General features: G+C 53.3%; 26 protein-coding genes, 1 tRNA gene and 1 pseudogene. 11 read left to right on the forward strand and 17 right to left on the reverse strand.

Features of this window, described 5'->3' with window-relative positions:
• Positions 1 to 165 precede the first annotated feature (165 nt).
• From HT085_RS08470 to HT085_RS08490, 5 genes are all read left to right on the forward strand, one after another.
• The gene (locus HT085_RS08470) at positions 166 to 705 is read left to right on the forward strand and encodes an NlpC/P60 family protein (protein WP_003691814.1); all 540 of its coding nucleotides are present in this window, start codon (positions 166 to 168) and stop codon (positions 703 to 705) included.
• Positions 705 to 863, forward strand: coding sequence for a hypothetical protein (locus HT085_RS08475; protein ID WP_003691816.1), 159 nt, complete (start codon positions 705 to 707; stop codon positions 861 to 863). Before HT085_RS08470 ends, HT085_RS08475 begins: the two co-directional genes overlap by 1 nt.
• Positions 847 to 1,188, forward strand: coding sequence for a hypothetical protein (locus HT085_RS08480; RefSeq protein WP_003696082.1), 342 nt, complete (start codon positions 847 to 849; stop codon positions 1,186 to 1,188). The genes HT085_RS08475 and HT085_RS08480 overlap by 17 nt, the downstream gene beginning before the upstream one ends.
• Positions 1,139 to 1,345 carry an Rz1-like lysis system protein LysC gene (gene lysC / locus HT085_RS12290; protein ID WP_003696084.1) on the forward strand — a complete coding sequence of 69 codons (207 nt, stop codon included), beginning with the start codon at positions 1,139 to 1,141 and terminating at the stop codon, positions 1,343 to 1,345. Before HT085_RS08480 ends, lysC begins: the two co-directional genes overlap by 50 nt.
• 332 nt (positions 1,346 to 1,677) lie before the next feature.
• A complete protein-coding gene (locus HT085_RS08490) occupies positions 1,678 to 2,058 on the forward strand; it encodes a type II toxin-antitoxin system PemK/MazF family toxin (RefSeq protein ID WP_003691817.1) in 381 nt (126 codons plus the stop codon).
• 200 nt (positions 2,059 to 2,258) lie between these two features.
• Here the strand turns inward: HT085_RS08490 and HT085_RS08495 are convergent, their stop codons facing one another.
• The 8 genes from HT085_RS08495 to HT085_RS08530 form a co-directional block, all read right to left on the reverse strand.
• The gene (locus HT085_RS08495) at positions 2,259 to 3,101 is read right to left on the reverse strand and encodes a BRO-N domain-containing protein (protein WP_003701667.1); all 843 of its coding nucleotides are present in this window, start codon (positions 3,099 to 3,101) and stop codon (positions 2,259 to 2,261) included.
• 498 nt (positions 3,102 to 3,599) lie between these two features.
• Entirely contained in the window at positions 3,600 to 3,776 is a 177-nt protein-coding gene (locus HT085_RS08500) for a hypothetical protein (protein WP_003689785.1), read from the reverse strand.
• Positions 3,777 to 4,103: 327 nt separating this feature from the next.
• Complete coding sequence (dtd, locus tag HT085_RS08505) at positions 4,104 to 4,595, reverse strand: D-aminoacyl-tRNA deacylase (RefSeq protein ID WP_003689787.1); 492 nt, start codon at positions 4,593 to 4,595, stop codon at positions 4,104 to 4,106.
• 73 nt (positions 4,596 to 4,668) lie between these two features.
• Entirely contained in the window at positions 4,669 to 5,427 is a 759-nt protein-coding gene (locus HT085_RS08510) for a peptidyl-prolyl cis-trans isomerase (protein ID WP_003689788.1), read from the reverse strand.
• Positions 5,428 to 5,496: 69 nt separating this feature from the next.
• Positions 5,497 to 6,363, reverse strand: a complete 867-nt coding sequence (locus HT085_RS08515; protein WP_003689790.1) for a peptidyl-prolyl cis-trans isomerase — start codon at positions 6,361 to 6,363, stop codon at positions 5,497 to 5,499.
• Positions 6,364 to 6,411: 48 nt separating this feature from the next.
• A complete protein-coding gene (locus HT085_RS08520) occupies positions 6,412 to 6,690 on the reverse strand; it encodes a BolA family protein (RefSeq protein WP_003689791.1) in 279 nt (92 codons plus the stop codon).
• The gene (locus HT085_RS08525) at positions 6,690 to 6,980 is read right to left on the reverse strand and encodes a YciI family protein (protein ID WP_003689792.1); all 291 of its coding nucleotides are present in this window, start codon (positions 6,978 to 6,980) and stop codon (positions 6,690 to 6,692) included. Before HT085_RS08525 ends, HT085_RS08520 begins: the two co-directional genes overlap by 1 nt.
• A 2-nt stretch (positions 6,981 to 6,982) precedes the next feature.
• On the reverse strand, positions 6,983 to 7,513 hold the full coding sequence (locus tag HT085_RS08530; protein WP_010359130.1) for a septation protein A: 531 nt from the start codon (positions 7,511 to 7,513) through the stop codon (positions 6,983 to 6,985).
• A 307-nt stretch (positions 7,514 to 7,820) separates the two neighbouring features.
• On the opposite strand from HT085_RS08530, the pseudogene tspA reads away from it, so the two are divergent.
• A pseudogene (gene tspA, locus HT085_RS11935) lies at positions 7,821 to 10,137 on the forward strand (FimV/HubP family polar landmark-like protein TspA).
• A gap of 172 nt (positions 10,138 to 10,309) precedes the next feature.
• On the opposite strand, the gene gloA reads toward tspA, so the two are convergent.
• Genes gloA through HT085_RS08555 form a run of 3 tightly spaced genes read right to left on the reverse strand, consistent with a single transcriptional unit; the run spans position 10,310 to position 12,245 of the window.
• Positions 10,310 to 10,726, reverse strand: a complete 417-nt coding sequence (gene gloA / locus HT085_RS08545; protein ID WP_003691827.1) for a lactoylglutathione lyase — start codon at positions 10,724 to 10,726, stop codon at positions 10,310 to 10,312.
• Positions 10,727 to 10,750: 24 nt separating this feature from the next.
• The gene (gene lapB / locus HT085_RS08550) at positions 10,751 to 11,920 is read right to left on the reverse strand and encodes a lipopolysaccharide assembly protein LapB (RefSeq protein ID WP_003689796.1); all 1,170 of its coding nucleotides are present in this window, start codon (positions 11,918 to 11,920) and stop codon (positions 10,751 to 10,753) included.
• Positions 11,921 to 11,930: 10 nt separating this feature from the next.
• A complete protein-coding gene (locus HT085_RS08555) occupies positions 11,931 to 12,245 on the reverse strand; it encodes a LapA family protein (RefSeq protein WP_010359134.1) in 315 nt (104 codons plus the stop codon).
• Positions 12,246 to 12,554: 309 nt separating this feature from the next.
• Between HT085_RS08555 and ilvE the strand changes: the two genes are divergently transcribed.
• Positions 12,555 to 13,553: a branched-chain-amino-acid transaminase gene (gene ilvE / locus HT085_RS08560; RefSeq protein ID WP_003689799.1), complete on the forward strand. Its 999-nt coding sequence runs from the start codon at positions 12,555 to 12,557 to the stop codon at positions 13,551 to 13,553.
• Positions 13,554 to 13,797: 244 nt separating this feature from the next.
• Here ilvE and fabI read toward each other — a convergent pair whose 3' ends face one another.
• The 3 genes from fabI to pgi all read right to left on the reverse strand — a co-directional run bounded on the left by fabI (position 13,798) and on the right by pgi (position 17,412).
• Complete coding sequence (fabI, locus tag HT085_RS08565) at positions 13,798 to 14,583, reverse strand: enoyl-ACP reductase FabI (RefSeq protein ID WP_002223367.1); 786 nt, start codon at positions 14,581 to 14,583, stop codon at positions 13,798 to 13,800.
• A gap of 154 nt (positions 14,584 to 14,737) precedes the next feature.
• Complete coding sequence (gene dapD / locus HT085_RS08570) at positions 14,738 to 15,559, reverse strand: 2,3,4,5-tetrahydropyridine-2,6-dicarboxylate N-succinyltransferase (protein WP_003689804.1); 822 nt, start codon at positions 15,557 to 15,559, stop codon at positions 14,738 to 14,740.
• Between the two features lie 209 nt (positions 15,560 to 15,768).
• A complete protein-coding gene (gene pgi, locus HT085_RS08575; protein ID WP_003689806.1) occupies positions 15,769 to 17,412 on the reverse strand; it encodes a glucose-6-phosphate isomerase in 1,644 nt (547 codons plus the stop codon).
• Positions 17,413 to 17,921: 509 nt separating this feature from the next.
• Here pgi and pilG point away from each other — a divergent pair.
• The 4 genes from pilG (at position 17,922) to HT085_RS08595 (ending at position 20,919) form a co-directional block, all read left to right on the forward strand.
• On the forward strand, positions 17,922 to 19,154 hold the full coding sequence (pilG, locus tag HT085_RS08580) for a type 4 pilus assembly protein PilG (protein ID WP_003689811.1): 1,233 nt from the start codon (positions 17,922 to 17,924) through the stop codon (positions 19,152 to 19,154).
• A 73-nt stretch (positions 19,155 to 19,227) separates the two neighbouring features.
• A complete protein-coding gene (locus HT085_RS08585; RefSeq protein WP_003689814.1) occupies positions 19,228 to 20,088 on the forward strand; it encodes a prepilin peptidase in 861 nt (286 codons plus the stop codon).
• The gene (coaE, locus tag HT085_RS08590) at positions 20,085 to 20,717 is read left to right on the forward strand and encodes a dephospho-CoA kinase (protein WP_003689816.1); all 633 of its coding nucleotides are present in this window, start codon (positions 20,085 to 20,087) and stop codon (positions 20,715 to 20,717) included. The genes HT085_RS08585 and coaE overlap by 4 nt, the downstream gene beginning before the upstream one ends.
• Positions 20,710 to 20,919 (forward strand): DNA gyrase inhibitor YacG, encoded by a 210-nt coding sequence (locus tag HT085_RS08595; RefSeq protein WP_003696096.1) that lies wholly within the window; start codon positions 20,710 to 20,712, stop codon positions 20,917 to 20,919. Before coaE ends, HT085_RS08595 begins: the two co-directional genes overlap by 8 nt.
• Positions 20,920 to 21,004: 85 nt before the next feature.
• Here the strand turns inward: HT085_RS08595 and pilB are convergent, their stop codons facing one another.
• The 3 genes from pilB to HT085_RS08610 form a co-directional block, all read right to left on the reverse strand.
• On the reverse strand, positions 21,005 to 22,681 hold the full coding sequence (pilB, locus tag HT085_RS08600) for a type IV-A pilus assembly ATPase PilB (protein WP_003689817.1): 1,677 nt from the start codon (positions 22,679 to 22,681) through the stop codon (positions 21,005 to 21,007).
• 245 nt (positions 22,682 to 22,926) lie between these two features.
• Positions 22,927 to 22,998 (reverse strand) — tRNA-Arg (locus HT085_RS08605).
• Positions 22,999 to 23,018: 20 nt separating this feature from the next.
• On the reverse strand, positions 23,019 to 23,465 hold the full coding sequence (locus tag HT085_RS08610) for a DUF441 domain-containing protein (RefSeq protein ID WP_003689818.1): 447 nt from the start codon (positions 23,463 to 23,465) through the stop codon (positions 23,019 to 23,021).
• Positions 23,466 to 23,467: the final 2 nt, after the last annotated feature.

Here is a 23,467-nt window from a genome sequence, read left to right on the forward strand (position 1 = left end):
TTGACGGGCAACATATCATCTGCGCGGAAAGTTACCGTATCGGCAAACGCGACTGAAAAAGACAGCGTGTTCGGCGATGCGGTGCACATTGTGATTGCGACTTAAAACATAGAACGAGTTGCCAACCCAAAGTTTACATCTCGTCTTTTACCGAAAGGATTAAAAATGACAGAATTACCGTGGATAGCCGAAGCGAGAAGGCACATCGGTTTGAAAGAAATTCCCGGCGCGAAACACAATCCGACGATTGTGCAATGGCTCAAAGAGACGGGCGGCTTCCCCGGCGCGGCAAAGTCTTGGTACTTTGAAGACGAAACGCCGTGGTGCGGCCTGTTTGTCGGACACTGCCTGGGCAAAAGCGGACGCGCGGTCATCAGGGACTGGTATCGCGCCAAAGCCTGGTCAATGTCGGGTTTGACGAAACTCGAAGCCCCCGCATACGGCTGCATCGCGGTCAAACCGCGCCGGGGCGGCGGACACGTGTTCTTCGTTGTCGGCAAAGACGCGGAAGGCAGAATCTTGGGCTTGGGCGGCAATCAGGGCAATATGGTATCCATCATCCCGTTTGACCCTGCGGACATTGACGGCTACTTCTGGCCGTCCAAGCTGATTGGCGGCAAAGCCGTGCCGTCGTCCCCCGCCGAAGGGCGTTACCGGTTGACTGCCGCCGCCGCCACGGCGAAACAGGGCGCGGGAGAGGCGTAATGATGAATCCTACCGAGTTTCTGAAAGCGCGTATCGCCGAATGGGAAGCCAAAAGCAAAGAGGCGGGCGGAAACGCCGATTTTAAAGCTTTTGAGTTTGCCGAAAGCGAAATCAAAAACTACAAAGCGATGTTGAAAACTTATGAACGGCCTGATTAAAAACCCGAAGCTGATTGCGGTGTCGGTTTGCGCCGTGTTCGTTGCCGGCGCGTGGCAATACGACCGCGCCGCGCAATACCGGCGCGGATACGGTGCGGCTATGCTGGAGGTTTCGGAACGCCTCAAAGCCGCCGCGGTCGAACACGCCGAACACGCCCGCAAATCGTCCGCCGCGTATCAGGCGCAAAAGGCGGCGCGTGAGGAAAAAGAAAGGGTGCGCTATGTGCAAACGCTTAAAATCATTGAAAAACCTGTGTACCGCAATGCCTGTTTTGATGCTGACGGCGTGCGCGAACTCAACGCCGCCGTTGACGACGGCGGTTAAGCCGCCCGCCGATTTGGTGCGGCCCTGCCCGAAACTGCCGCACCTTGAAGGGAACACGGGCGCGGACGTGCTGCCGTGGGCCCTGAAGGCGGCCGGTATGTATAACGACTGCAGGGCGCGGCACGGCGCGCTGGTACGGGCGTTGGGCGCGGATTGAGTTGTCAACCGAAAGTTTGCAACCGAACCGTCGGTTCGGGGTTGGCGGCCGCATCGGGGGAAGTGTCGGCATTCCCCCCGATTTTTTACATATCGGGCGGACGCGGCAAATTTTTGCCGTTTTGTTTGCGCGAAGGGGGCGTTATACAAAATTATCAGGCGCACCAATAATGGGCGGAAATGAAAATGCCGTACCCTATGGGCAGGCTTCGCACTCTGAAAGGTTCAGGCGGCATTTTTATTGGAAGGCTTTTTTTTGCAACCGCCTTACACAAAGCGGTTTTTTGTGTAAGAACTGCTATAATAGCCGCCTGTCATCGTCAGGAGCGGCTAATGCCTTTAAAATTCCAACCAAGGGAACGTTCAGTTATCATGTGCGACTTTCGCGGTTATGAAGAACCGGAAATGGTCAAGAAACGCCCTGTCGTCGTCATAGCGCGAAACAGGCACAACGGCAAACCGGTAACGGTCGTACCCTTAAGCAGCACAGAGCCTGTCCCTTTGGCGGACTGCCACCACAAAATGAGTGAAAACCCCTTACCGGACAAGCCGCACATCCAATGTCGGGCAAAATGCGATATGACGGCAACAGTCGGATTGGCACGATTAGACCGATACAAACCCAAAGGGCGCGACCGTTGCATCCCAATAATCAGTGAAGAGGATTTTCAGGCGGTTAAAACAGCCGTTGCCAAGGCATTCAAACTGTACTAGAATAAAACCGTTCCCTTAAAGGGGCTTGCAAGACTGTTCCGAAATATGGGCAGCCGCGCACGGGCGACAGGCGATGACAAGCCGTCCGTGCGTGTGATGGGGCGCGGAATGCGCCCCTTGTCGTATCTGCAAACGCCTACAAATCCCCAATCATCCCTTCAATAAAAATGCCGTCCGAACCTTCAGGCGGCATTTTCCGTTTACCTTGCCGCAGCCTTGCCGTAAATGCCTTCAAGACATGCGGCTATGCGGCCGGAGGCGTCTTTGTCCGCATATCCCCGCAACACTTCGAGGGCTGCGACGGATCTTTTCAGGATTGAACGGGTTTCGTGCCAAACCGTCCACATCGTAACCGCCTGTTTGCAGCCGAGCTGCTTCAGCGGCGCGGAAACGTCTTTGCCCAATTCGATCATCCGTGTGCCGTAATAAACCATAGCGGCAATGTCGGCCAAAGCGTTGCCGCTTATGGGCAGGGCGGGTTGCGGCGCGGGCAACGGTTCGCGGTCGGGGACTTCGCCGGCCAAACCCGTGTGCAGTGTCAATGCGTGGACGTAGGCGACGGCTTCGGGCAGTTTGTCGGCGGGGATGCCTTCGACGGCTTCGACGTTGAAGCGTTGGTGTATCATACTGTACGCGGAGGAGTAGCCTATGCGTTTGCGCCCGACAAGCGCGGCAACCGCCCGGCGCAATCCGGTACGGTCGTCGGCGGTGGTTTTGGGAGTAATTTGGTAGCCGCCTGTTTTGCGGATTTGAGGGATAACCTCTTCAAATATCCAGTCTTGGAATTTGACGGCTTCGGCTTTGCGTGAACGGAAGATGACTCGGTAGAGATTCGGCTCGTTGATGAAAAGTAATTCTTGGTTGCCTTTTTTTGTTGCAACGCTGGATTTTTGAATGCCCTGGTCTTTTAATGGCAACTGACGGGCATTTTGAATTTGAAGAATTTCCGCAACATCGCCAAGGCAAAACCAAGGTTCAGCCCCCAAGATTTGAGTACGGACATTTTGAGATTTGAAAGAAAATACAGAAATGGTGTTTTGCATTTTAAGCTCCACGAAAGTTTGAAAGCCTCTCTTCGACCAAGAAGAGGTAGGCGGACGTTTCAGGTTGGTCGACTGCTCGTGGAAACAGCACATCCGGAGATGTCCCGAAAGTCCGCCCGTTGGCTTTTTCAGCAAGGGTGTATGTTTAACATACACCCTTCAGGGAACTCTTATCAAAACAAAAGCCGCAAGCGCGGCAATAACCACGAAAGAAACAGGCGACCAAACCTGTGAACCGAACTTTACTATTATTCCGCTATTGCGTCAATATTTTGGGGGGAAGCACGGACGGAGCTTTGTTGAAAGTTTAAAACTTGGACAGTATTCATGGTAGAATGACCTTTCTATTTCATGGTAGATAGACGCGGAAAGAGAGTTGCCGCTCTGCTTTCCACCTGCCCAAATCAAGTTACAGCTTGGTTTGGGCTTCTTTTTTATCTGCAATCAGCAAGTGTTGAAATTATAATTTGTATCTACGATTCATGCAAGCCATTTCTATTATTTTTTCAGTTTTTCTAATTCAAGTTCATGTTTCAGCTTTTCTTTTACCCATTTGGAGAAGTCTAAATTATTGGAAAATTCCAATAAATTAGCTTCTTTTTCAGTGTTAAATGAAACGTGCTTTAAAACGCGCTTAGATTCGTAGCTTTTTTTGGATTGTTTGGTTGGGTTCATTCTTCCCCCTTGTTGAAAATAATCGTAGATACATTTTACTCGATTTAAAATCATAGGGCAACAAAAAAACCGCCAAGTTTGCGGCTTGGCGGCGGTCGGGCTATTTTAAGAACTCTTTTCGGATTTTTTCTTTAACCCATTGGGAAAAACTAATTTTATTTGCACCTTATTTGCACCTTTTTTATAAATATAATTCAAATATTTGATTTATATATTAATTTAATTAAATATTACATGACCCTGCATAGGGGCGACGGAAAGGCGGCGCGGGGGAAGGGTGTGTGTATTGTCGTTCATTGTCGATATTTCATCATTGCGGACTCAATTTCAATCCGGAACAACCTTCATTTTTGGGGAAATCCGCGTCATGAAAGAGTCCAGCAGTATGGTTACCGGCCCGTCGTTGCAGAGCGACACCTGCATATGCGTGCGGAAACGCCCTGTTTCGACATGAATCCCGTGTCCGCGTAACAGCTCCGCCGTTCGCAGGTAAAGCCGTTGCGCCTGTTCTGCCGGCGCGGCTTGGGAAAACGAAGGCCGCCGCCCGCTTGCCGCGTCGGCATAAAGCGTAAACTGCGACACCAGCAGCACCGCGCCGCCGACATCTTTCAAAGACAGGTTCAGCTTGCCCGCTTCGTCTTCAAACACGCGCAAATGTGCGATTTTGTCGGCGATATAGCGTGCATCTTTTTCTGTGTCGCTATGCGTTACACCGAGTAACACGACAAACCCGCCGTCGATTTTGCCGCAGGTTTCCGTGCCGGCTTCGGACACGACATCCACCTTTGCACCTACCGTTTTCTGTATGACCGCACGCATAAGCCGTCCTCCTTACCTGAACGTGCAATGCCGTCTGAAAAGGCTTCAGACGGCATCGGTATCGGAAATGCCATTACGGTTTGACACCGTTTTCTTCCAAAAGGGCATCGATTTTCAAGCGGGCTTTTTCCTGCCTCAAACCTTGTTCCAACTGGTTTCTGACCAACTCGAAAGGCTGCGCGTCGGGGTTTTTCCCGACCGCGCCGAGTTTGAACAGGTAATAGCGTTCGCCCAATTTGACCGGATTGCGGGTAACGTCGCCACGGTTCATACCGGCAAACTGCGAAGCCAGCGGCTCGGGAAGCTGCTGCGCCATAATGAAACCGTCGAACGCCTGCTCGTCGTTCGGATAACGCTTCATCAGCCCTTCAAAAGACAGCCCTTTGAGCAGGAGCTGCTGCGCCTGACGCGCCTCCTCTTCGGTTGCGAAGCTGACCTGCTGCAATTTGATCATGCGGATTTGCCGCTCATAAAACTGACGCAGTGCGCTTTCGGAAACCGTTTCCGAACGTTCCAGAAAACGGACGTACTCCTCGGCATAAAAAGACGCTTCGGCGATTTTAAAGCGGTTTTGGACATCCTTATCCTTATCCAAACCTTCCTTCAATGCCCTGTTTTTCAAAACTTCCAAAGTTTGCAGCCGGCGGACGGCATCGTTTCGGATTGCCTGCCCGTCCGGTCTTTGGGACTGCTCCGCATGCCGGTCTGCCTGCTGCATGATCTGCGCCACCAGCGTATCCACCAAAGCCGGGTCGATTTCGGGTGCTTTGGCTGCCGCAAAACCTGCCAACATTGCAGCAATAACTGCGGCAGCGGTCTTTTTCTGTTTCATGGTATTCCCTGTCCTGCGCGGCGGCAAAACGCCTGTATGAACGTCTTGCCGCCGTATCCCGTTTTCAGATTATTTTGCAGGTTTGATGTTTGCCTTACCCAACAGCGCACCGACGGCACGGTCAATCCGTTCCGCCTGAAGGTTGCCGGCAATCTGTCCTTTCATTTCGTCAAAAGAAGGCACTTTCACCTCGCGGCTGTCGTTGACATAATAAACGCCGTAGAAATCGCCGTTTTTCAGCGGCGTTGCCGTAAATTCGCCTTTTTTCAAGTCCTTAATTGCCTGATAAAGCGGCGGAACACCCTGTTCCAAATCTTTCAGCGGCACATATCCGTCCGGCGCGCCGGTCCGTTTGGTGCGGTCGTTGAGCGAGTATTGTTTCAAAACGGCATCAAAACCTTTTTTCGCCTTCAAATCGGCAACCGCTTTTTTCGCATTTTCTTCCTTGTCGGTCAGGATTTCGCCCAACTGGACTTCCTGCGTGCCTTTATAAAAACCGCTGATATTGTCGTAAACGGCTTTTACTTCCTGCTCGGAAACCGGTTGGGTTTTGGCGATATGCAGTGCGTATGCCTCGCCGTTCAAGCCATATTTTACCGCCTGCCAAACGGTTTTGAAGGACGGTTTCTTGTCGTCGCCCGACTTTTTCGCTTCGGCACGCAATTTGGCAAGCGCATCTTTAAACTCTGCCGACCGGTCGAGTTTCAGGCGTTTCACTTCCTGTGCGACCACGGTGTTGACCACTTCGTTTTCCAGCAGGGATTGGCGCAGTTGCGGCGTGTCTTCGGCACGGCTGTTTTCCGCACGGAATGCGGCAACCTGCGCATCGATGACGGAACTGTCGATTTTCTGACCGTTAACGGTTGCCAGCGTTTGGGCAAACAGGCTGCCGGAACAGGCAAGCAGCGCAACGGAAGTCAGGATTTTTGCTTTCATAATCTTCTCTCTTTAAATTTTAAATTGAAATATTCAGGCAGACTTCATTCAGTCCGCCGTATGGAAATACTCGTCAGGGGTAGCCGCCCGGATGCCGAGCGCGTGAATCATGCCGCCTGAAAATAAATCTTTGAGCAGCGATTTGACCGTTTTCTGACGGTTCAGACGGCTTAAACCTTCAAAACGGCCGCTGACGACCAAAACGGCATAATGTCCGCCGCCGGTATTGCCCGCGTGTCCTTTGTGCAGATGGCTCTCATCGCCGATTTCCAACACCAGAGGATCGAGCGTCTGCAGGCGTTCGCGGATCAAATCGACAGCCGGCATTATTTGAACACCGCTTTAAACGGCTTGATCAGCACTTCGCTGTACACGCCGGCATGAACATAGGGATCGTCTTCAGCCCAAGCCTGCGCCGCATCCAAAGACTCGAACTGTGCCACAATCAAGCTGCCCGAAACACGTTCGGGATTGTCCGGCAGCAGGTTTGGGCCTGCCGTCAGCAGACGGCCTTCCGATTTCAGCGTTTCCAGCCGTTTAAAGTGTTCGGGACGTGCCGCCATACGCGCTTCATGCACATCCTCCCCGTCTGTTGCCAGCAACATAAAATATTCCACAGTCAATCCTCCTTTTTCAGATAGGTACTCAGATAAATACCCTGAATAATAAAGAAAAAAAGCATCAGCGCAGTCGAACCGAACATCTTATAGTTAACCCATTGCGCTTCAAACCTAGTAAACACAAACCAGTTGGCAATACCCATAAAAATCAGAAAACCGACCCACATATATGTCAATTTTCCCCATACGGCATCCGGAAGCTGAATCTCCCTGCCGATACTCGCTTTCAAGCCGTTTTTACCCGCAAGGTGGCTGCCCAGCAGGAATAACGCCCCGCACCAGAACAATACTGTCGGCTTCCACATAATGAAGCGGCTGTCGCCCAAAACAATGGTTGCGCCGCCGAATACGACAATCAGCACCAGTCCGACCCACTGCATCGTATCCAGCCTTTTATGCTTCCAATACAGGAAAGCCGCCTGAACCACGCCTGCAACCAAGGCAACCGCCGCAGCGGCAATCATATTTTTGGTAACGGTATAAGTAGCAAAAAACAAGATGACGGACAAAAGGTCGCTGACAAATTTCATATCCAAATGAGAAAGCAAATCAAATAAACGCTAATCATACAGGCAGAACCCTATCTTTGCACCTGCAAAACCAACAAATTTTGTTTTGATTAATGCAAATATGCACAGATGTTTTTGAAAAAAGATGGAAATATGTCATAATTTATAAAATTGGCTTTAAAATACAGCTTCGGTCGGAACCTCTGCCTATCCGCACCCTATCGTCCGTATTGCCTATGCCTGATGACGAAATTTACAGACTGTACGCGGTCAAACCGTATTCAGCCGCCAACCCACAGGGGATACATCTTGCAAAAACAACAGACAAATCAAACTGATTGCCGCCTCCATCGCAGTTGCCGCATCCTTTCAGGCACATGCGCGACTGGGCGGACTGAATATCCGGTCCAACCTTGACGAACCCTTTTCCGGCAGCATTACCGTAACCGGCGAAGAAGCCAAAGCCCTGCTAGGCGGCGGCAGCGTTACCGTTTCCGAAAAAGGCCTGACCGCCAAAGTCCACAAGTTGGACGATAAAGCCGTCATTGCCGTTTCTTCCGCACAGGCAGTCCGCGATCCCGTCTTGGTGTTCCGCATCGGTGCAGGCGCGCAGGTACGCGAATACACCGCCATCCTCGATCCTGTCGGCTGCTCGCCCAAAACCAAATCTGCACTTTCAGACGGCAAGACACACCGCAAAACCGCTCCGAAAGCAGAGTCCCAAGAAAATCAAAACGCCAAAGCCCTCCGCAAAACCGATAAAAAAGACAGCGCAAACTCAGCCGTCAAACCGGCGCATAACGGCAAAACCCATACCGTCCGCAAAGGCGAAACGCTCAAACAGATTGCCGCCGCCATCCGTCCGAAACACCTGACGCTCGAACAGGTTGCCGATGCGCTGCTGAAGGCAAACCCAAATGTTTCCGCACACGGCAGACTGCGTGCGGGCAGCGTGCTTCACATTCCGAATCTGAACAGGATCAAAGCGGCAGCACCCAAAAAAATCAAAGCGGAACAACCCAAACCGCAAACGGCGAAACCCAAAGCCGAAACTGCATCCATGCCGTCTGAACCGTCCAAACAGGCAACGGTAGAGAAACCGATAGAGAAACCTGTCGAAAAACCGGTTGAAAAACCTGAAGCAAAAGTTGCCGCGCCCGAAGCAAAAGCGGAAAAACCGGCCGTTCGACCCGAACCCAAACCCGCAGTGTCCGAAACTCCGGCTTCGGCGACAGAACGCCAACCCGGACCTGTACCCGCTGCAAATACTGCCGCATCGGAAACCGCTGCCGAATCCGCCCCCCCAAGAAGCCGCCGCTTCTGCCATCGACACGCCGACCGACGAAACCGGTAACACCGTTTCCGAACCTGTTGCGGAAACAGCCAGTGAAGTTGCCGCCGAACCCGTTGCCGAACCTGTCGAACAGGTTTCTGCCAAAGAAGAAACCGAAAGCGGACTGTTTGACGGTCTGTTCGGCGGTTCGTACACCTTGCTGCTTGCCGGCGGAGGCACGGCATTGATCGCCCTGCTGCTGCTTTTACGCCTTGCCCAATCCAAACGCGCGCGCCGTACCGAAGAATCCGTCCCTGAAGAAGAGCCTGACCTTGACGACGCGGCAGACGACGGCATAAAAATCACCTTTGCCGAAGTCGAAACTCCGGCAACGCCCGAACCCGCTCCGAAAAACGATGTAAACGACACACTTGCCTTAGGTGGGGAATCTGAAGAAGAGTTATCGGCAAAACAAACGTTCGATGTCGAAACCGATACGCCTTCCAACCGCATCGACTTGGATTTCGACAGCCTGGCAGCCGCGCAAAACGGCATTTTGTCCGGCGCACTTACGCAGGATGAAGAAACCCAAAAACGCGCGGATGCCGATTGGAACGCCATCGAATCCACAGACAGCGTGTACGAGCCTGAGACCTTCAACCCGTACAACCCTGTCGAAATCGTCATCGACACGCCCGAACCGGAATCTGTCGCCCAAACTGCCGAAAACAAACCGGAAACCGTCGATACCGATTTCTACAACAACCTGTTCTCAAACAACCATATCGGCACAGAAGAAACAGCTTCCGCAAAACCTGCCGCACCCTCCGGACTGGCAGGCTTCCTGAAGGCTTCCTCGCCCGAAACCATCTTGGAAAAAACAGTTGCCGAAGTCCAAACACCGGAAGAGTTGCACGATTTCCTGAAAGTGTACGAAACCGGTGCCGTCGCGGAAACTGCGCCTGAAACGCCCGATTTCAACGCCGCCGCAGACGATTTGTCCGCATTGCTTCAACCTGCCGAAGCACCGGCCGTTGAGGAAAATGCAGCGGAAATCACTTTGGAAACGCCTGATTCCAACACCTCTGAGGCAGACGCTTTGCCCGACTTCCTGAAAGACGGCGAGGAGGAAACGGTAGATTGGAGCATCTACCTCTCGGAAGAAAATATCCCAAATAATGCAGATACCGGTTTCCCTTCGGAATCTGTAGGTTCTGACGCGCCTTCCGAAGCGAAATACGACCTTGCCGAAATGCATCTCGAAATCGGCGACCGCGATGCCGCTGCCGAGACAGTGCAGAAATTGCTGGAAGAAGCGGAAGGCGACGTACTCAAACGTGCCCAAGCATTGGCGCAGGAATTGGGTATTTGATTCCCAACTGCCCTTTCGCAGATCAAGGATGCCGTTTCAGACGGCATCTTTTTTTGCCTTATCGGTGTAACGGATAAAGTTTGAACCGGCACAGGCTCAAACAGCAGGCCGACGGCAACAAAATGCCGTCCGAAACCCCTAAAGGCTTCAGACGGCATTGGCGGCGGCGGTATCAGGTATTCGCATAGGCAACCGAATCGTCGCCGCTTTTCTTTTGAACGAACTCGATTTTGCATCCGTCGGGGTCTTCTACGAAGGCTATCACGGTTGTGCCGTGTTTCATCAGGCCGGCTTCGCGGACGACGTTTCCGCCCTGCCGCTTCACGCGTTCGCAGGCTTCGTAGGCATCGTCCACTTCAACCGCGATGTGTCCGTAGGCGTCGCCCAAGTCGTATCGTTCCGTATCCCAGTTGTGCGTCAGTTCCAAAACCGTGCTGTCGGTTTCGTCGCCGTAACCGACGAAGGCAAGGGTAAATCTGCCTTCGGGATAGTCTTTTCGGCGGAGCAGTTTCATACCCAAAACGTTTTGGTAGGAATCGAGGGATTTTTCGAGATTGCCCACGCGGAGCATAGTATGGAGTAAGCGCATTTTTCGTGTTCCTCTCGGTGGTGGTTAAACTTCGATTTTATTCGGCGTAAACGTCTGCCATTTGTTGCAGGCGGGACAGTGCCAGAAAAAGACTTGGGATTTGAAGTGGCAGTTGCGGCAACGGTACATCACGCTGCGCTGGAGCTGCCGTCCGATAACCGAACGCATCATGTCGGCATCGGCTTTCCAAGCCGGATCCAAATCGCTGAGTTTCAAACCGAGCAGGCGGTACACGCCGTTAAGGTCGGGCTTGCGGCGGACAAGCTCGACGGCGGTTTGCGCGGCTTCTTTCTCGCCCTTAAGCAGCAGGGATTTCTCGTACACGACATTGATCAGGTCAAGTTCGGGAAACGTCTGCATATATCCTGTCAGACGGTTCAAGCCTTCTTCAGGTTTTCCCTGCGCGGCATAGGCTTCGTAAAGCTTCTCGCCGACCATGCTCAAGTATGCATGGTTTTGCTGCTCGATGGCGGCATAGGCTTCGACGGCGGCAGGGAAATTGCCTTGTCGGTGTTCAATGTCGCCCAAAATCATGTTGGCGCGGGTGCATTTTTTGTTGGCTTCGAGTGCCTTGCCGACATTGAAACGCGCGGCATCGAAATTGGACTTGAACAGCGCGGCTTGGGCAAGTTCGCAATAAAACTGTGCAATCTCAAACTGATATGTCTGTTCGTCGTGACTAAGAAGTTGGGCGGTTTCAACCGCTTTTTCCCAATCCCTGTCCTGCTGGTAGATATTGAGCAGGTGCTGTCTGGCTTCACGCGCCATTTCACCGTCTTGCAGCCCCAAAAAAATCTGTTCGGCACGATCGACCAAACCCGCGCTTTGGTAGTTTTGCGCCAATTCAAACAGGACGCGCGCGCGCTTTTCGCCGACCGTATCGGGAGAATCGAGCATTGTCCGGTGTATGTTGATGGCTTTGTCGTTTTCGCCGCGCTGACGGTAAAGTTTGCCGAGGGTAAGGTTCAAATCATACGATTGCGGCCGGCCGTCGACGACTTCCGCCAACTCCCTTGCCGCGCGCCCGCTGTTGCGGTCGACCAAAGCGTCCAGGCTTTTATAAAATCCCGAAGGGATGCTTTTTGCCTGCTTCAATACGGTTTTCATATCCACGCGGGCGGCAAACCAGCCCATCGTGAAGAAGACGGGCAAAAGGATAATCGGCAGCAGGATAATCCACAATTCGTTGTCCATATCGGCTTTCTTAAGGCTGTTTGGCAGATTCGGCAGCATTTTGTATCGGCGGTGCAGTCAATTTCTGTCCGCTCAAGCGCGCACTTTTCTTCACTTCCGCACGCAGGCGGCTGTTTTCGCCGCGCAAGGACAGCAGCCGCCCGAACAGGGCAAACATTCCGAACACGATGCCGACGACAAACGCGCCGAACAATACGACAATCAGCGGCAGATTGACACTCTGCCCCGGAAGATAGGAAAAGGTAACGGCATCCATATTAATGACGGCAAGCAGCAGGAAGAGCAGCAGGATAATGATTTTGATGACGGTATAGATAAGTTTCATGTTTGCTCCGTAAATAAAAACGCCGCACGGACAGCTTCGCACTCTGAACCAAGATTGCGTTAGTTTAAACGATTTGCACGGTTTCGGATAGAATGCGGCAGCGTGTTCGGACGGCATACGGAGTATGCGATTGCCGACAATTTTACCAAATACACCGCTCCTTTCCATTTGAAAAATAACGGATTGGACACCGCATCGACAGAAAAACCCGCCGCGCACTTGTCAAAACCCTGTTTGCAGGCGTATCTTTACAACCTTCAAATTCAAACCGTTCATTGAAACATATCAGAATAAGAAAGGCTTTACATCATGAGCAGACCCGTACCCGCCGTATTCGGCAGCGTTTTTCACAGTCAAATGCCCGTCCTCGCCTACCGCGAAGGCAAATGGCAGCCGACCGAATGGCAATCTTCCCAAGACCTTACCCTTGCACCCGGCGCGCATGCCCTGCATTACGGCAGCGAATGCTTTGAAGGTTTGAAGGCCTTCCGTCAGGCAGACGGTAAAATCGTGCTGTTCCGTCCGACCGCCAATATCGCGCGTATGCGGCAAAGTGCGGACATTTTGCACCTGCCGCGCCCCGAAACCCAAGCTTATCTCGATGCTTTGGTCGAACTGGTCAAACGTGCCGCCGACGAAATTCCCGATGCGCCTGCTGCGCTGTACCTGCGCCCGACCTTAATCGGTACCGATCCCGTTATCGGCAAGGCCGGTTCTCCTTCCGAAACCGCCCTGCTGTATATTTTGGCTTCCCCCGTCGGCGACTATTTCAAAGTCGGCTCGCCCGTGAAAATCTTGGTGGAAACCGAACACATCCGCTGCGCCCCGCATATGGGCCGCGTCAAATGCGGCGGCAACTACGCTTCCGCCATGCACTGGTTGCTGAAGGCGAAAGCCGAATACGGCGCAAATCAAGTCCTGTTCTGCCCGAACGGCGACGTTCAGGAAACCGGCGCATCCAACTTTATCCTGATTAACGGCGATGAAATCATTACCAAACCGTTGACAGACGAATTCCTGCACGGCGTTACCCGCGATTCCGTGCTGACTGTCGCCAAAGATTTGGGCTATACCGTCAGCGAACGTAATTTCACGGTTGACGAACTGAAAGCTGCTGTGGAAAACGGTGCGGAAGCGATTTTGACCGGTACGGCCGCCGTCATCTCGCCCGTTACTTCCTTCGTCATCGGCGGCAAAGAAATCGAAGTGAAAAACCAAGAACGCGGCTATGCCATCCGTAAGGCGATTACCGACATCCAGTACGGTTTGGCGGAAGACAAATACGGCTGGCTGGTCGAAGTGTGCTGATGCTTTAAATAAAAAAATGCCGTCTGAAACCCGTTTGGCGTTTCGGACGGCATTTTCGCGTTCGGACCGTTTCCGCCGCACCTGCAGCAAGTCGGTACAAAGGCAATCGGTTAAAACAAGCGTCCGCATTTCCCATCCCGCCTGCCGCAAGTCGGGCATTTCCCTGGAAATACGCTTCAAACGGCAAACCGCCGCCCGAAACCGATACTCGGCACGGACGGCGCACGAATTTGAAAACGGCGGATTATCCCTCGGTGCTCAAGGCATTGATGCTGTAACCGCCGTCAACATAAGTGATTTCGCCGGTAATGCCGGACGACAGGTCGGACAGCAGGAAGGCGGCAGTATTCCCGACTTCTTCGATGGTAACGTTGCGGCGCAGCGGGTTGTGGGCGGCGACGTGTCCCAAGAGTTTGCCGAAATCGGCGATGCCGGAGGCGGCGAGCGTTTTGATCGGGCCGGCGGAAATGCCGTTGCAGCGGATGCCCTCTTTACCCAGACAGGCGGCGGTAAAGCGGATGCCTGCCTCAAGGCTGGCTTTTGCCATACCCATCACGTTGTAATTCGGAATCGCGCGTACCGCGCCCAAGTAGCTAAGGGCGACGATGGCGGAGTTTCTGCCGCGCATCATCGGACGGGCGGCTTTTGCCAATGCGGGCAGGCTGTATGCGGAAATTTCGTGTGCGGTGTTGAACGCTTCGCGGCTGATGCTGTCGAGGAAGTCGCCGCTCAAGGCTTCTTTCGGCGCGAAGCCGATGGAATGCACCAAACCGTCCAAGCCATCCCAATGTTTGCCTAAGTCGGCGAACACTTGGTTGATTTCGTCGTCGCTGGCGACATCGCAGCGGAATACGAGTTCGGAATCTAATTCCGCCGCCATTTTGCGGACGCGCTCTTCCAGTTTGTCCACAACGTAGGTAAACGCCAGTTCCGCGCCCTGTTCGCGGCAGGCTTTGGCGATGCCGTAAGCGATGGAACGCTCGGAAATCATGCCGGTAATCAGAATTTTTTTGCCTTGCAGAAAACCCATTTTGTATCCTTCAAATAGTGTTCGGTTCGTTCTAAACCGTTGATTATAGCAAATTGTCCCTGTTTCTGTGTTTTCACGTTGCAGCGTGCGGACGGCAATGCCGTCCGAAGCGGATTTCAGACGGCATTGGACGTTTCAAATACGGTTTAAGGCATCAGATGCCGCGCAAGAGTTCGTTCACGCTGGTTTTGGCGCGGGTTTGCGCGTCCACGCGTTTGACGATGACGGCACAGTAAAGGCTGTGGCTGCCGTCTTTGGAAGGCAGGCTGCCGGACACGACGACCGAACCTGCCGGTACGCGGCCTTGGTAGATTTCGCCTGTGGTGCGGTCGAAGATTTTGGTGGATTGACCGATGAACACGCCCATCGAAATCACGCTGCCTTCTTCGACAATCGCGCCTTCGACGATTTCGGAACGCGCGCCGATGAAGCAGTTGTCTTCAATGATGGTGGGTGCGGCCTGCAGGGGCTCGAGTACGCCGCCGATGCCGACACCGCCGCTCAAGTGGACGTTTTTGCCGATTTGCGCGCAAGAGCCGACGGTCGCCCAAGTATCGACCATCGCGCCTTCGTCGACGTATGCGCCGATGTTGACGTAAGACGGCATCAGCACGGCGTTTTTGGCAACAAAGCTGCCGCGTCGGGCAACCGCACCCGGAACTGCGCGGAAGCCTGCGTTTTTGAACTCGTCTTCAGACCAGTCGGCAAATTTGGTCGGCACTTTGTCGAAGTATTTGTTCACGCCGTCGTTGAGGACTTCGTTGTCTTGGATGCGGAAGGACAGCAACACGGCTTTTTTCGCCCATTCGTTGACTTTCCACTCGCCCACGCCCAAGCGTTCGGCGACGCGCAGTTTGCCTGAATCGAGTTGGCGGATGGTTTCCAACACGGCTTCTTTGACTTCGGGGGCAACGGTGGTCGGAGTGATGTCCGCGCGGTTTTCAAAGGCGGTTTCGATAATGTTTTGCAAAGACATAATGTTTCCTTGGTTCGAGATATTTCGGGACGCTTGCCGGTATTGTTCAGACGGCATGGCGGTTGGAACAAACGTGCTATTGTGCCATACAAACGCCCGCCCGTCAGCCGCGCCGCAGGCTTGCCGGATGCCGGCGTTTCGGAATCGGGCGGGCGGCAGGCATATGTCTTTTTCCGCGCCCGAATCAATACAGAAAGGCGGCGGTACTTTTATGCCGCGCCGCCGCCTTTCAGACGGCATTCGCGGTAAAACGCCATCAGCCCTTCGGTCGAGGCATCGTGTACGGACGTGCCGCCTTCCAGTTCGCCGATGATGGTTTTTGCCAACTGTTTGCCGTACTCAACCCCCCACTGATCGAAGGGGTTGACGTTCCATATCGCGCCTTGGACGAAGGTTTTGTGTTCGTAAGCCGCCATCAGCATACCCAGATTGCAGGGCGTGAGGCGGTCGAGCAGGATGCTGTTGCTGGGGCGGTTGCCGGGGAACTCTTTGTGCGGCGCGAGGCGTTCGCGTTCCGCTTCGGGCAAATCTGCCAGTTCGGCGCGTGCTTCGTCTAAGGTTTTACCCTTCATCAGGGCTTCCGCTTGGGCAAAGGCGTTGGCAACGGTAAAACGGCTGCGTCCGTCCTCCGCGCCCTGCGCCGTCATCGGGACGATAAAGTCGCAGGGAATCAGGCGCGTGCCTTGGTGGAGCAGTTGGAAATAGGCGTGCTGGCAGTTGACCCCTTCACCGCCGAACACGATGCCGCCCGTTTTGCACGCGGCGGGACTGCCGTCTGAAGCGCGGCTTTTGCCCAAACTCTCCATATCGAGCTGGTTCAGCCACGCCGGCAGCAGGCGCAGGTTGTGGCTGTACGGAACGGCGGTCTGCCCGTCCGCGTGCTGGAAATTGTTATACCACACGGCAATCAGTGCCATCAGAACGGGAATGTTGCGACGCGGGGGCGTGTGGAAAAAATGGCTGTCCATCGCGTGCGCCCCCGCTAGCAGTTCGCGGAAACGCGCCCCGCCAACCGCAACCATCACGGGCAAACCGACGGGCGACCAGACGGAATAGCGTCCGCCCACCCAGTCGTACATCGCAAACACGCGTTCCGCCGCAATGCCGAAACTTTGCGCCGCTTCCGTATCGGCAGACACCGCGCAAAAATGGCGCGCCGTTTCGGATTCCGAGAACCCCGCACCGCGATACCACGCCTTGACCGCCTCTGCATTGAGCAGGGTTTCCGGTGTTTTAAAGGACTTGCTGGCAACGCAAAACATTGTTGTTTCGGGGTTCAGACGGCATAAGACCTCATCCAGGCAGGCAGGGTCGGCATTAGAAACAAAATGGACGGAAATCTGCCGTCTGAACGGCTCGAGCGCCTGCACGCACATTGCCGGCCCGAGGTCGGATCCGCCTATGCCGATGTGGACAAAATCCGCAATCCGTTTTCCGGTTATCCCCTGATATAAACCGTCGTCCAAACTGTGTGCAAACTTCAACGCACGATTTAACTCGCGGCGGATTTCGGGCAACACGTCCCTGCCGTCCGCATAAACGGCATCCGCACCGTCGGGCAGGCGCAAAGCCGTATGCAGCGCGGCACGCCCCTCGCTGCCGTTGACTTTCGCACCCGTCCGCAAAGCACGCATTTTCCCTTCCAAATCCGCCGTCTCCGCAAGACGGCAGAGCAGTTGCAGCGTATCTTCGCCAAAACGGTTTTTGCTGTAATCGAACAACATCCCGTCCAAACGCTCATGCATACGCTCAAAACGGTCGGGTTCGGCAGCAAAGCGGTCGCGCAAAAGGATGTGGCACGTATCCTGATAATGGCGTTCGAGCGCATACCATGCACGGGTAAAGGCATCCATCTGTTTTCCTTGATTTTTCAGAACCGGATTAAAATATAGCAGAATGTAGTCTAACAAACGGCAGACACTTTAGCGAATCTCAGGAACACCGCCCGCCGCGTCCAATAACACCTTATTTCCATATGGCGAAAATATAGTGAATTAACAAAAATCAGGACAAGGCGGCGGGCCGCAGGCAGTACGGATAGTACGGAACCGGTTCGCTTGGTGCTTCATCACCTTAGGGAATCGTCCTCTTTGAGCCGGGGCGGGCCAACGCCGTACCGGTTTTTGTTAATTCACTATACCCTCCGGCCGGCATTTGACCCGCAACAATATCCTGCAAGATTTATTGTGTGCGCATAAATGCCGGACAGCCGCCTAAATTAAGGTATAATCGCATCCGATTCTGTCCCGTTTGCCGCCCGCAGGCGGGATGTCGGCGGTTTTCATCTTACCGGGAACACGCCGATACTGTTTTTTAACGATGTTTCTTACATTTTATTCCAATTACTTTACGGGGCTAGAATATGGCTAAAAATGGGGGATTTTCTTTGTTCGCAAAGAAAGAAAAACGCTTTATCTTTGAAGGCAGGCATTCTGCCTCCGACAAACTGGTCAACGGCGAAGTATCCGCGTTTACCGAAGAAGAGGCACGCAAAAAACTGGCAAAACGCGGCATCCGCCCGTTGCAGATTACCCGTGTGAAAACAAGCTCCAAGCGCAAAATCACACAAGAAGACATTACCGTTTTCACCCGCCAGCTTTCCACGATGATTAAAGCGGGCCTGCCGCTGATGCAGGCATTTGAAATCGTGGCGCGCGGACACGGCAACCCGTCTATGACGGAAATGCTGATGGAAATCCGAGGCCAAGTGGAACAGGGCAGCTCGTTGAGCCGCGCATTCTCAAACCACCCGAAATATTTCGACCGCTTCTACTGCAACCTGGTTGCGGCGGGCGAAACGGGCGGTGTATTGGAAAGCCTGCTGGACAAATTGGCAATTTACAAGGAAAAAACCCAGGCCATCCGCAAAAAGGTAAAAACCGCGCTAACCTATCCGGTATCCGTCATCGCCGTCGCCATCGGTTTGGTATTCGTGATGATGATTTTCGTACTGCCCGCCTTTAAAGAAGTTTACGCCAATATGGGCGCGGAGCTTCCCCCACTGACCCAAACAGTGATGGATATGTCCGACTTTTTCGTCTCATACGGCTGGATGGTGCTGATCGCACTGGGCTTTGCCATATACGGCTTCCTTAAATTGAAGGCGCGTTCGATTAAAATCCAACGGCGTATGGATGCCATACTGCTGCGTATGCCGATTTTCGGAGACATTGTCCGCAAAGGGACGATTGCCCGCTGGGGCAGGACGACGGCAACGCTGTTTGCCGCCGGCGTGCCTTTGGTCGATGTATTGGACTCCACTGCCGGCGCGGCGGGCAATTTAATCTATGAAGAAGCCACCCGGGAAATCCGTACGCGCGTCATCCAAGGTCTGTCTATGACTTCGGGGATGCGTGCGACGGAACTGTTCCCCAATATGATGTTGCAGATGTCCTCCATCGGCGAGGAATCGGGTTCTTTGGACGATATGCTCAACAAAGCCGCCGAATTTTACGAAGACGAGGTGGACAATGCGGTCGGCAGGCTGTCCGCTATGATGGAGCCGATTATTATTGTGATTTTGGGCTTGGTCATCGGTACGCTTCTGGTCGCTATGTATCTGCCGCTGTTCAACTTGGGCAACGTGGTCGCCTGATTTGCCGCACAGATCCGGCGCGGATTGGTTCTGCGCCGGTTTGTTTTTGCTTTGAATATATCAAGGACAAAATATGTCTGATTTGTCTGTATTGTCGCCGTTTGCCGTGCCTTTGGCAGCAGTTTTGGGGCTGCTGGTCGGCAGCTTCCTGAATGTCGTCATTTACCGCGTACCCGTTATGATGGAACGCGGCTGGACGGTATTTGCCAAAGAACATTTAAACCTGCCGCTGACCGACGATGAAAGCCGTACCTTCAACCTGATGAAGCCGGATTCCTGCTGTCCCAAATGCCGTGTGCCGATACGCGCGTGGCAGAACATCCCGATTGTCAGTTACCTGCTCCTGCGCGGCAAATGCGCTTCCTGCCAAACCAAAATCAGCATACGTTATCCCTTAATCGAGCTGCTGACCGGCGTATTGTTCGGGCTGGTCGCCTGGCAATACGGCTGGTCTTGGATTACGCTGGGCGGTTTGATACTGACCGCGTTTCTGATTTCCCTGACCTTTATCGATGCGGACACCCAATACCTGCCCGACTCGATGACATTACCCTTGATCTGGCTGGGGCTGATATTTAATTTGGACGGCGGCTTCGTGCCTTTGCAGTCTGCCGTTTTAGGTGCGGTTGCCGGCTATAGTTCATTATGGCTCTTATGTGCAGTGTATAAACTGCTCACAGGAAAAACCGGTATGGGCAACGGAGATTTCAAACTGATTGCCGCATTGGGCGCGTGGCTCGGCATATCCGCATTGCCCGTGCTGATTTTTGTTTCCTCTCTGATCGGTTTGGTCGCGGCAATCGTTATGCGCGTCGCCAAGGGGCGGCATTTTGCCTTCGGCCCCGCACTGACAGTTTCGGGCTGGATAATTTTTACGGCAAACGATTCCGTATGGCGGGCGGTCAACTGGTGGCTGACCCATCCGGTGAGATGACAGCATGGGTCGGACTGACCGGCGGAATCGGCAGCGGCAAATCGGCAGCCGCGCAATATTTTGCCGATTTGGGCGTGCCGCGCATCGATGCGGACGCGGCGGCGCACTCGCTGACGGCTTCAGACGGCATCGCCCTGCCGGAAATCAGGCGGCTGTTCGGCGACACCGTTTTCGACACACAGGGTTTGTTGCGGCGCGACATATTGCGTAAAGAAATCTTTGCCTCCCCATCGCGCAAAGCCTTGCTCGAATCCGTGATGTTGCCGCTGATTTTCTCAGAAATCAAAAAACAGCAAGAAACCTTTACCGATGCGGTTTACGGCATTGTCGAAATTCCGCTGCTGACGGAGAAGCGTCAATTTATCAGCCTGATACGGCGTGTCCTGACCATAAGCGCACCTTTGGAAAAACGTATCGGCAGGGTAATGGCACGCAGCGGGCTGACGCGCGGCGAGGTCGCGGACATCATCAGCCATCAGGCATCCGAATCCGAACGCCTGCTGCTTGCAGACGATGTACTGCTCAATGACGGCAGCCTCAAAAGCCTACGTGAGAAAACAATGCTCCTGCACGCGTTTTATTCAGGGATTTTCGCCTCAAAACCAACACAAGGAAAACACAATGGCTGAATCGCGGCAAACACGCCTTCAAGTCAAATGTCCGACCTGTCAAACGGCAGTAGTATGGAAACCGGAAAACGCATTCCGCCCGTTCTGTTCGCAACGCTGCAAACTGATCGACTTGGGCGGATGGGCAGACGGGAAATATACGGTTTCCGGCCAAACGGAAAGTTTGCCGGAAATATCCGAACCCGACGGGGCATACCGCTGACCGCCCCGCCTTCCCGGCAAACACCCTGAAAGGTCAAATGCCGTCTGAAACAAACACGCTTCAGACGGCATTTTCATTCTCAAACCTAATCGTTGGTATTTGCCGTTACCTCTTCCAATGAAGTAATGCCCTGCATAATTTTCAAAATACCGGCCCGGCGCAAATCCACCATACCCTCCTTATAGGCAACGTCCAAAATACCCACTTCCGTACCGTTGTTCATAATCACACGCTGCATTTCTTCGCTGATGGGCATAACCTCATACACGCCCGCACGCCCCTTATAACCCTGCCCCCGGCAACGGTCGCAACCGACGGCGCGGTAAAGTTTCCAATCTTTTGCAAGATCCTCATCGGTGAAACCGACTTCCTTCAAAGCAGAGGCAGACGGGCGTTCCACTTCCTGTTTGCAGCTCGAACACAGCCTGCGTAAAAGACGCTGCGCCATAATCAGGCTGACCGAACTGGCAATATTAAACGGCGCGACACCCATATTCAGCATACGCGACAACGTCGCCGGCGCATTATTCGTGTGCAGTGTGGAAAACACCATATGCCCTGTTTGTGCCGCCTTAATCGCAATATCGGCAGTTTCCAAATCACGAATCTCACCGACCATAATGATGTCCGGGTCCTGACGCAGGAAAGACTTCAAAGCAGCGGCAAAAGTCAGACCCTGCTTATCATTGACGTTAACCTGATTGATGCCCGGCAGGTTAATCTCGGCAGGGTCTTCCGCCGTTGCAATATTTACCGACTCCGTATTCAAAATATTCAAACAGGTATAGAGCGACACCGTCTTACCCGAACCCGTCGGGCCGGTTACCAGCACCATCCCGTAAGGACGGTGAATCGCTTCCAACAACAATTTTTTCTGGAACGGCTCAAAACCGAGCTGGTCGATGTTCAAAGACGCGGCATCGGAATTCAAAATCCGCATCACGACCTTTTCGCCAAACAGCGTCGGCAATGTGCTGACACGGAAATCGACAGGCTTGCCGCCCTTTTGAAAGGTCAGCTGCATCCTACCGTCCTGCGGTATCCGTTTTTCGGAAATGTCCAAACGCGACATTACCTTAATCCGGGAAGCAAGCTGCCCCCTTACCGCAATGGGCGGCTGAACCACCTCGCGGAGCTGCCCGTCCACACGGAAACGGATACGCGCATTGTGTTCGTAAAACTCGAAATGGATGTCGGATGCCCCGCTACGCAAGGCATCCGACAAAGTTTTATGGATAAACCTCGGAACAGGGCCGTCTTCTGCCTCCTCGTTGTCGATATACAGGGTGTGGCTTTCCTCTTCCTCTTGCCCCTCCCCAAGCTCCTGAAGCAGCGATGTCGAACGCGAACCCACCCAATCGAGCAAACCCGCCAACTGGTCATCCTCGACAATGACCAACTCAACCGCAATCCCTGCGGCAGAAACGGTTTTCTGAATTTGCGGCATCTGGGTCGGATCGGAAACCGCAAAAAATACTTTGTCGCCCCGACGGAAAACCGGCACACAGTGGAACTCCACCATCTGCTCCTCCGTCAACACCCCCATCAGCACCCTGTGGCGCGGATAATGACGCAAATCAAGAATCGAATAACTGAACACCCTCGCAATCAATGCCGCAAGCGACTTGGGCGAAATGACACCGTCTGAAAACAGCATCGGCAACACTTCCTTACCCGCCTGCGACTCATTGTAGTAATGCTCGGCCTGCTCAACAGTAACCACCTGGTTTTGAACCAGAATCCTCAGCAAACCTACGCTCATACGACCTTATCCCCAAATTTATTCATTGTTATACCTGTACAGATTTTATCATAAAACAACAGATTTCCAAGCCTGAACATCTTTTACGAAGCCTGAAAATCATTTCACGATTCTGCCGTCCTAAAGGTCGGTTTTTCAAGCAGGAAGAAAAAGTTTTCAGATGGCAAAAAAGCCCTCCAGCACTGAAAGGCCTTATATCGGAAACTTCCCGCAACACGGGAAACAGACAAATGCAAACCGTCAAACCTCGCCAACAGGAATCGAACCTGTATTTTACGCTTAGGAGGCATACGTTCTATCCGTTGAACTATGGCGAGCCGAAATGAAAAGGGAGATTTTAAACCTTTCCGGCAACAAAAGACAAGATGTCGGCCGCAATCAGCGGCCCGACAGGGATACCGCCCATAAATGCCACCCCGATGACCGTACCGATCAGCAAGCCCGTTACCAATACCGGCTGCCGTCCCATCAAAGGCACGCCGCATCCCGCCAGCCAAGCCACGAAAATACCGATAAAAACGGCGGATATCATTTTAAAATTCAAAAATTCGGCAACAGGAGGAACCTGCGCCTTTCCTGAAACCAACGGACTCAAAACCCCTATGGTCAAAAGAATGATACCGAGGTTCAACCCGTGCTTCTCGACCAACGGGACAAACTGTACCAATGCCGTCTGCTGCATCAGCAGCAATATGGTTGCCGAGACGGTAATCGAATTGTTGTTGCTGACCACCCCCAACAGAATCAGCGTAACCAGAAACAGGGGAACAAAACTGAAATTCATCG

Source organism: Neisseria gonorrhoeae, from assembly GCF_013030075.1.
Classification (GTDB): domain Bacteria; phylum Pseudomonadota; class Gammaproteobacteria; order Burkholderiales; family Neisseriaceae; genus Neisseria; species Neisseria gonorrhoeae.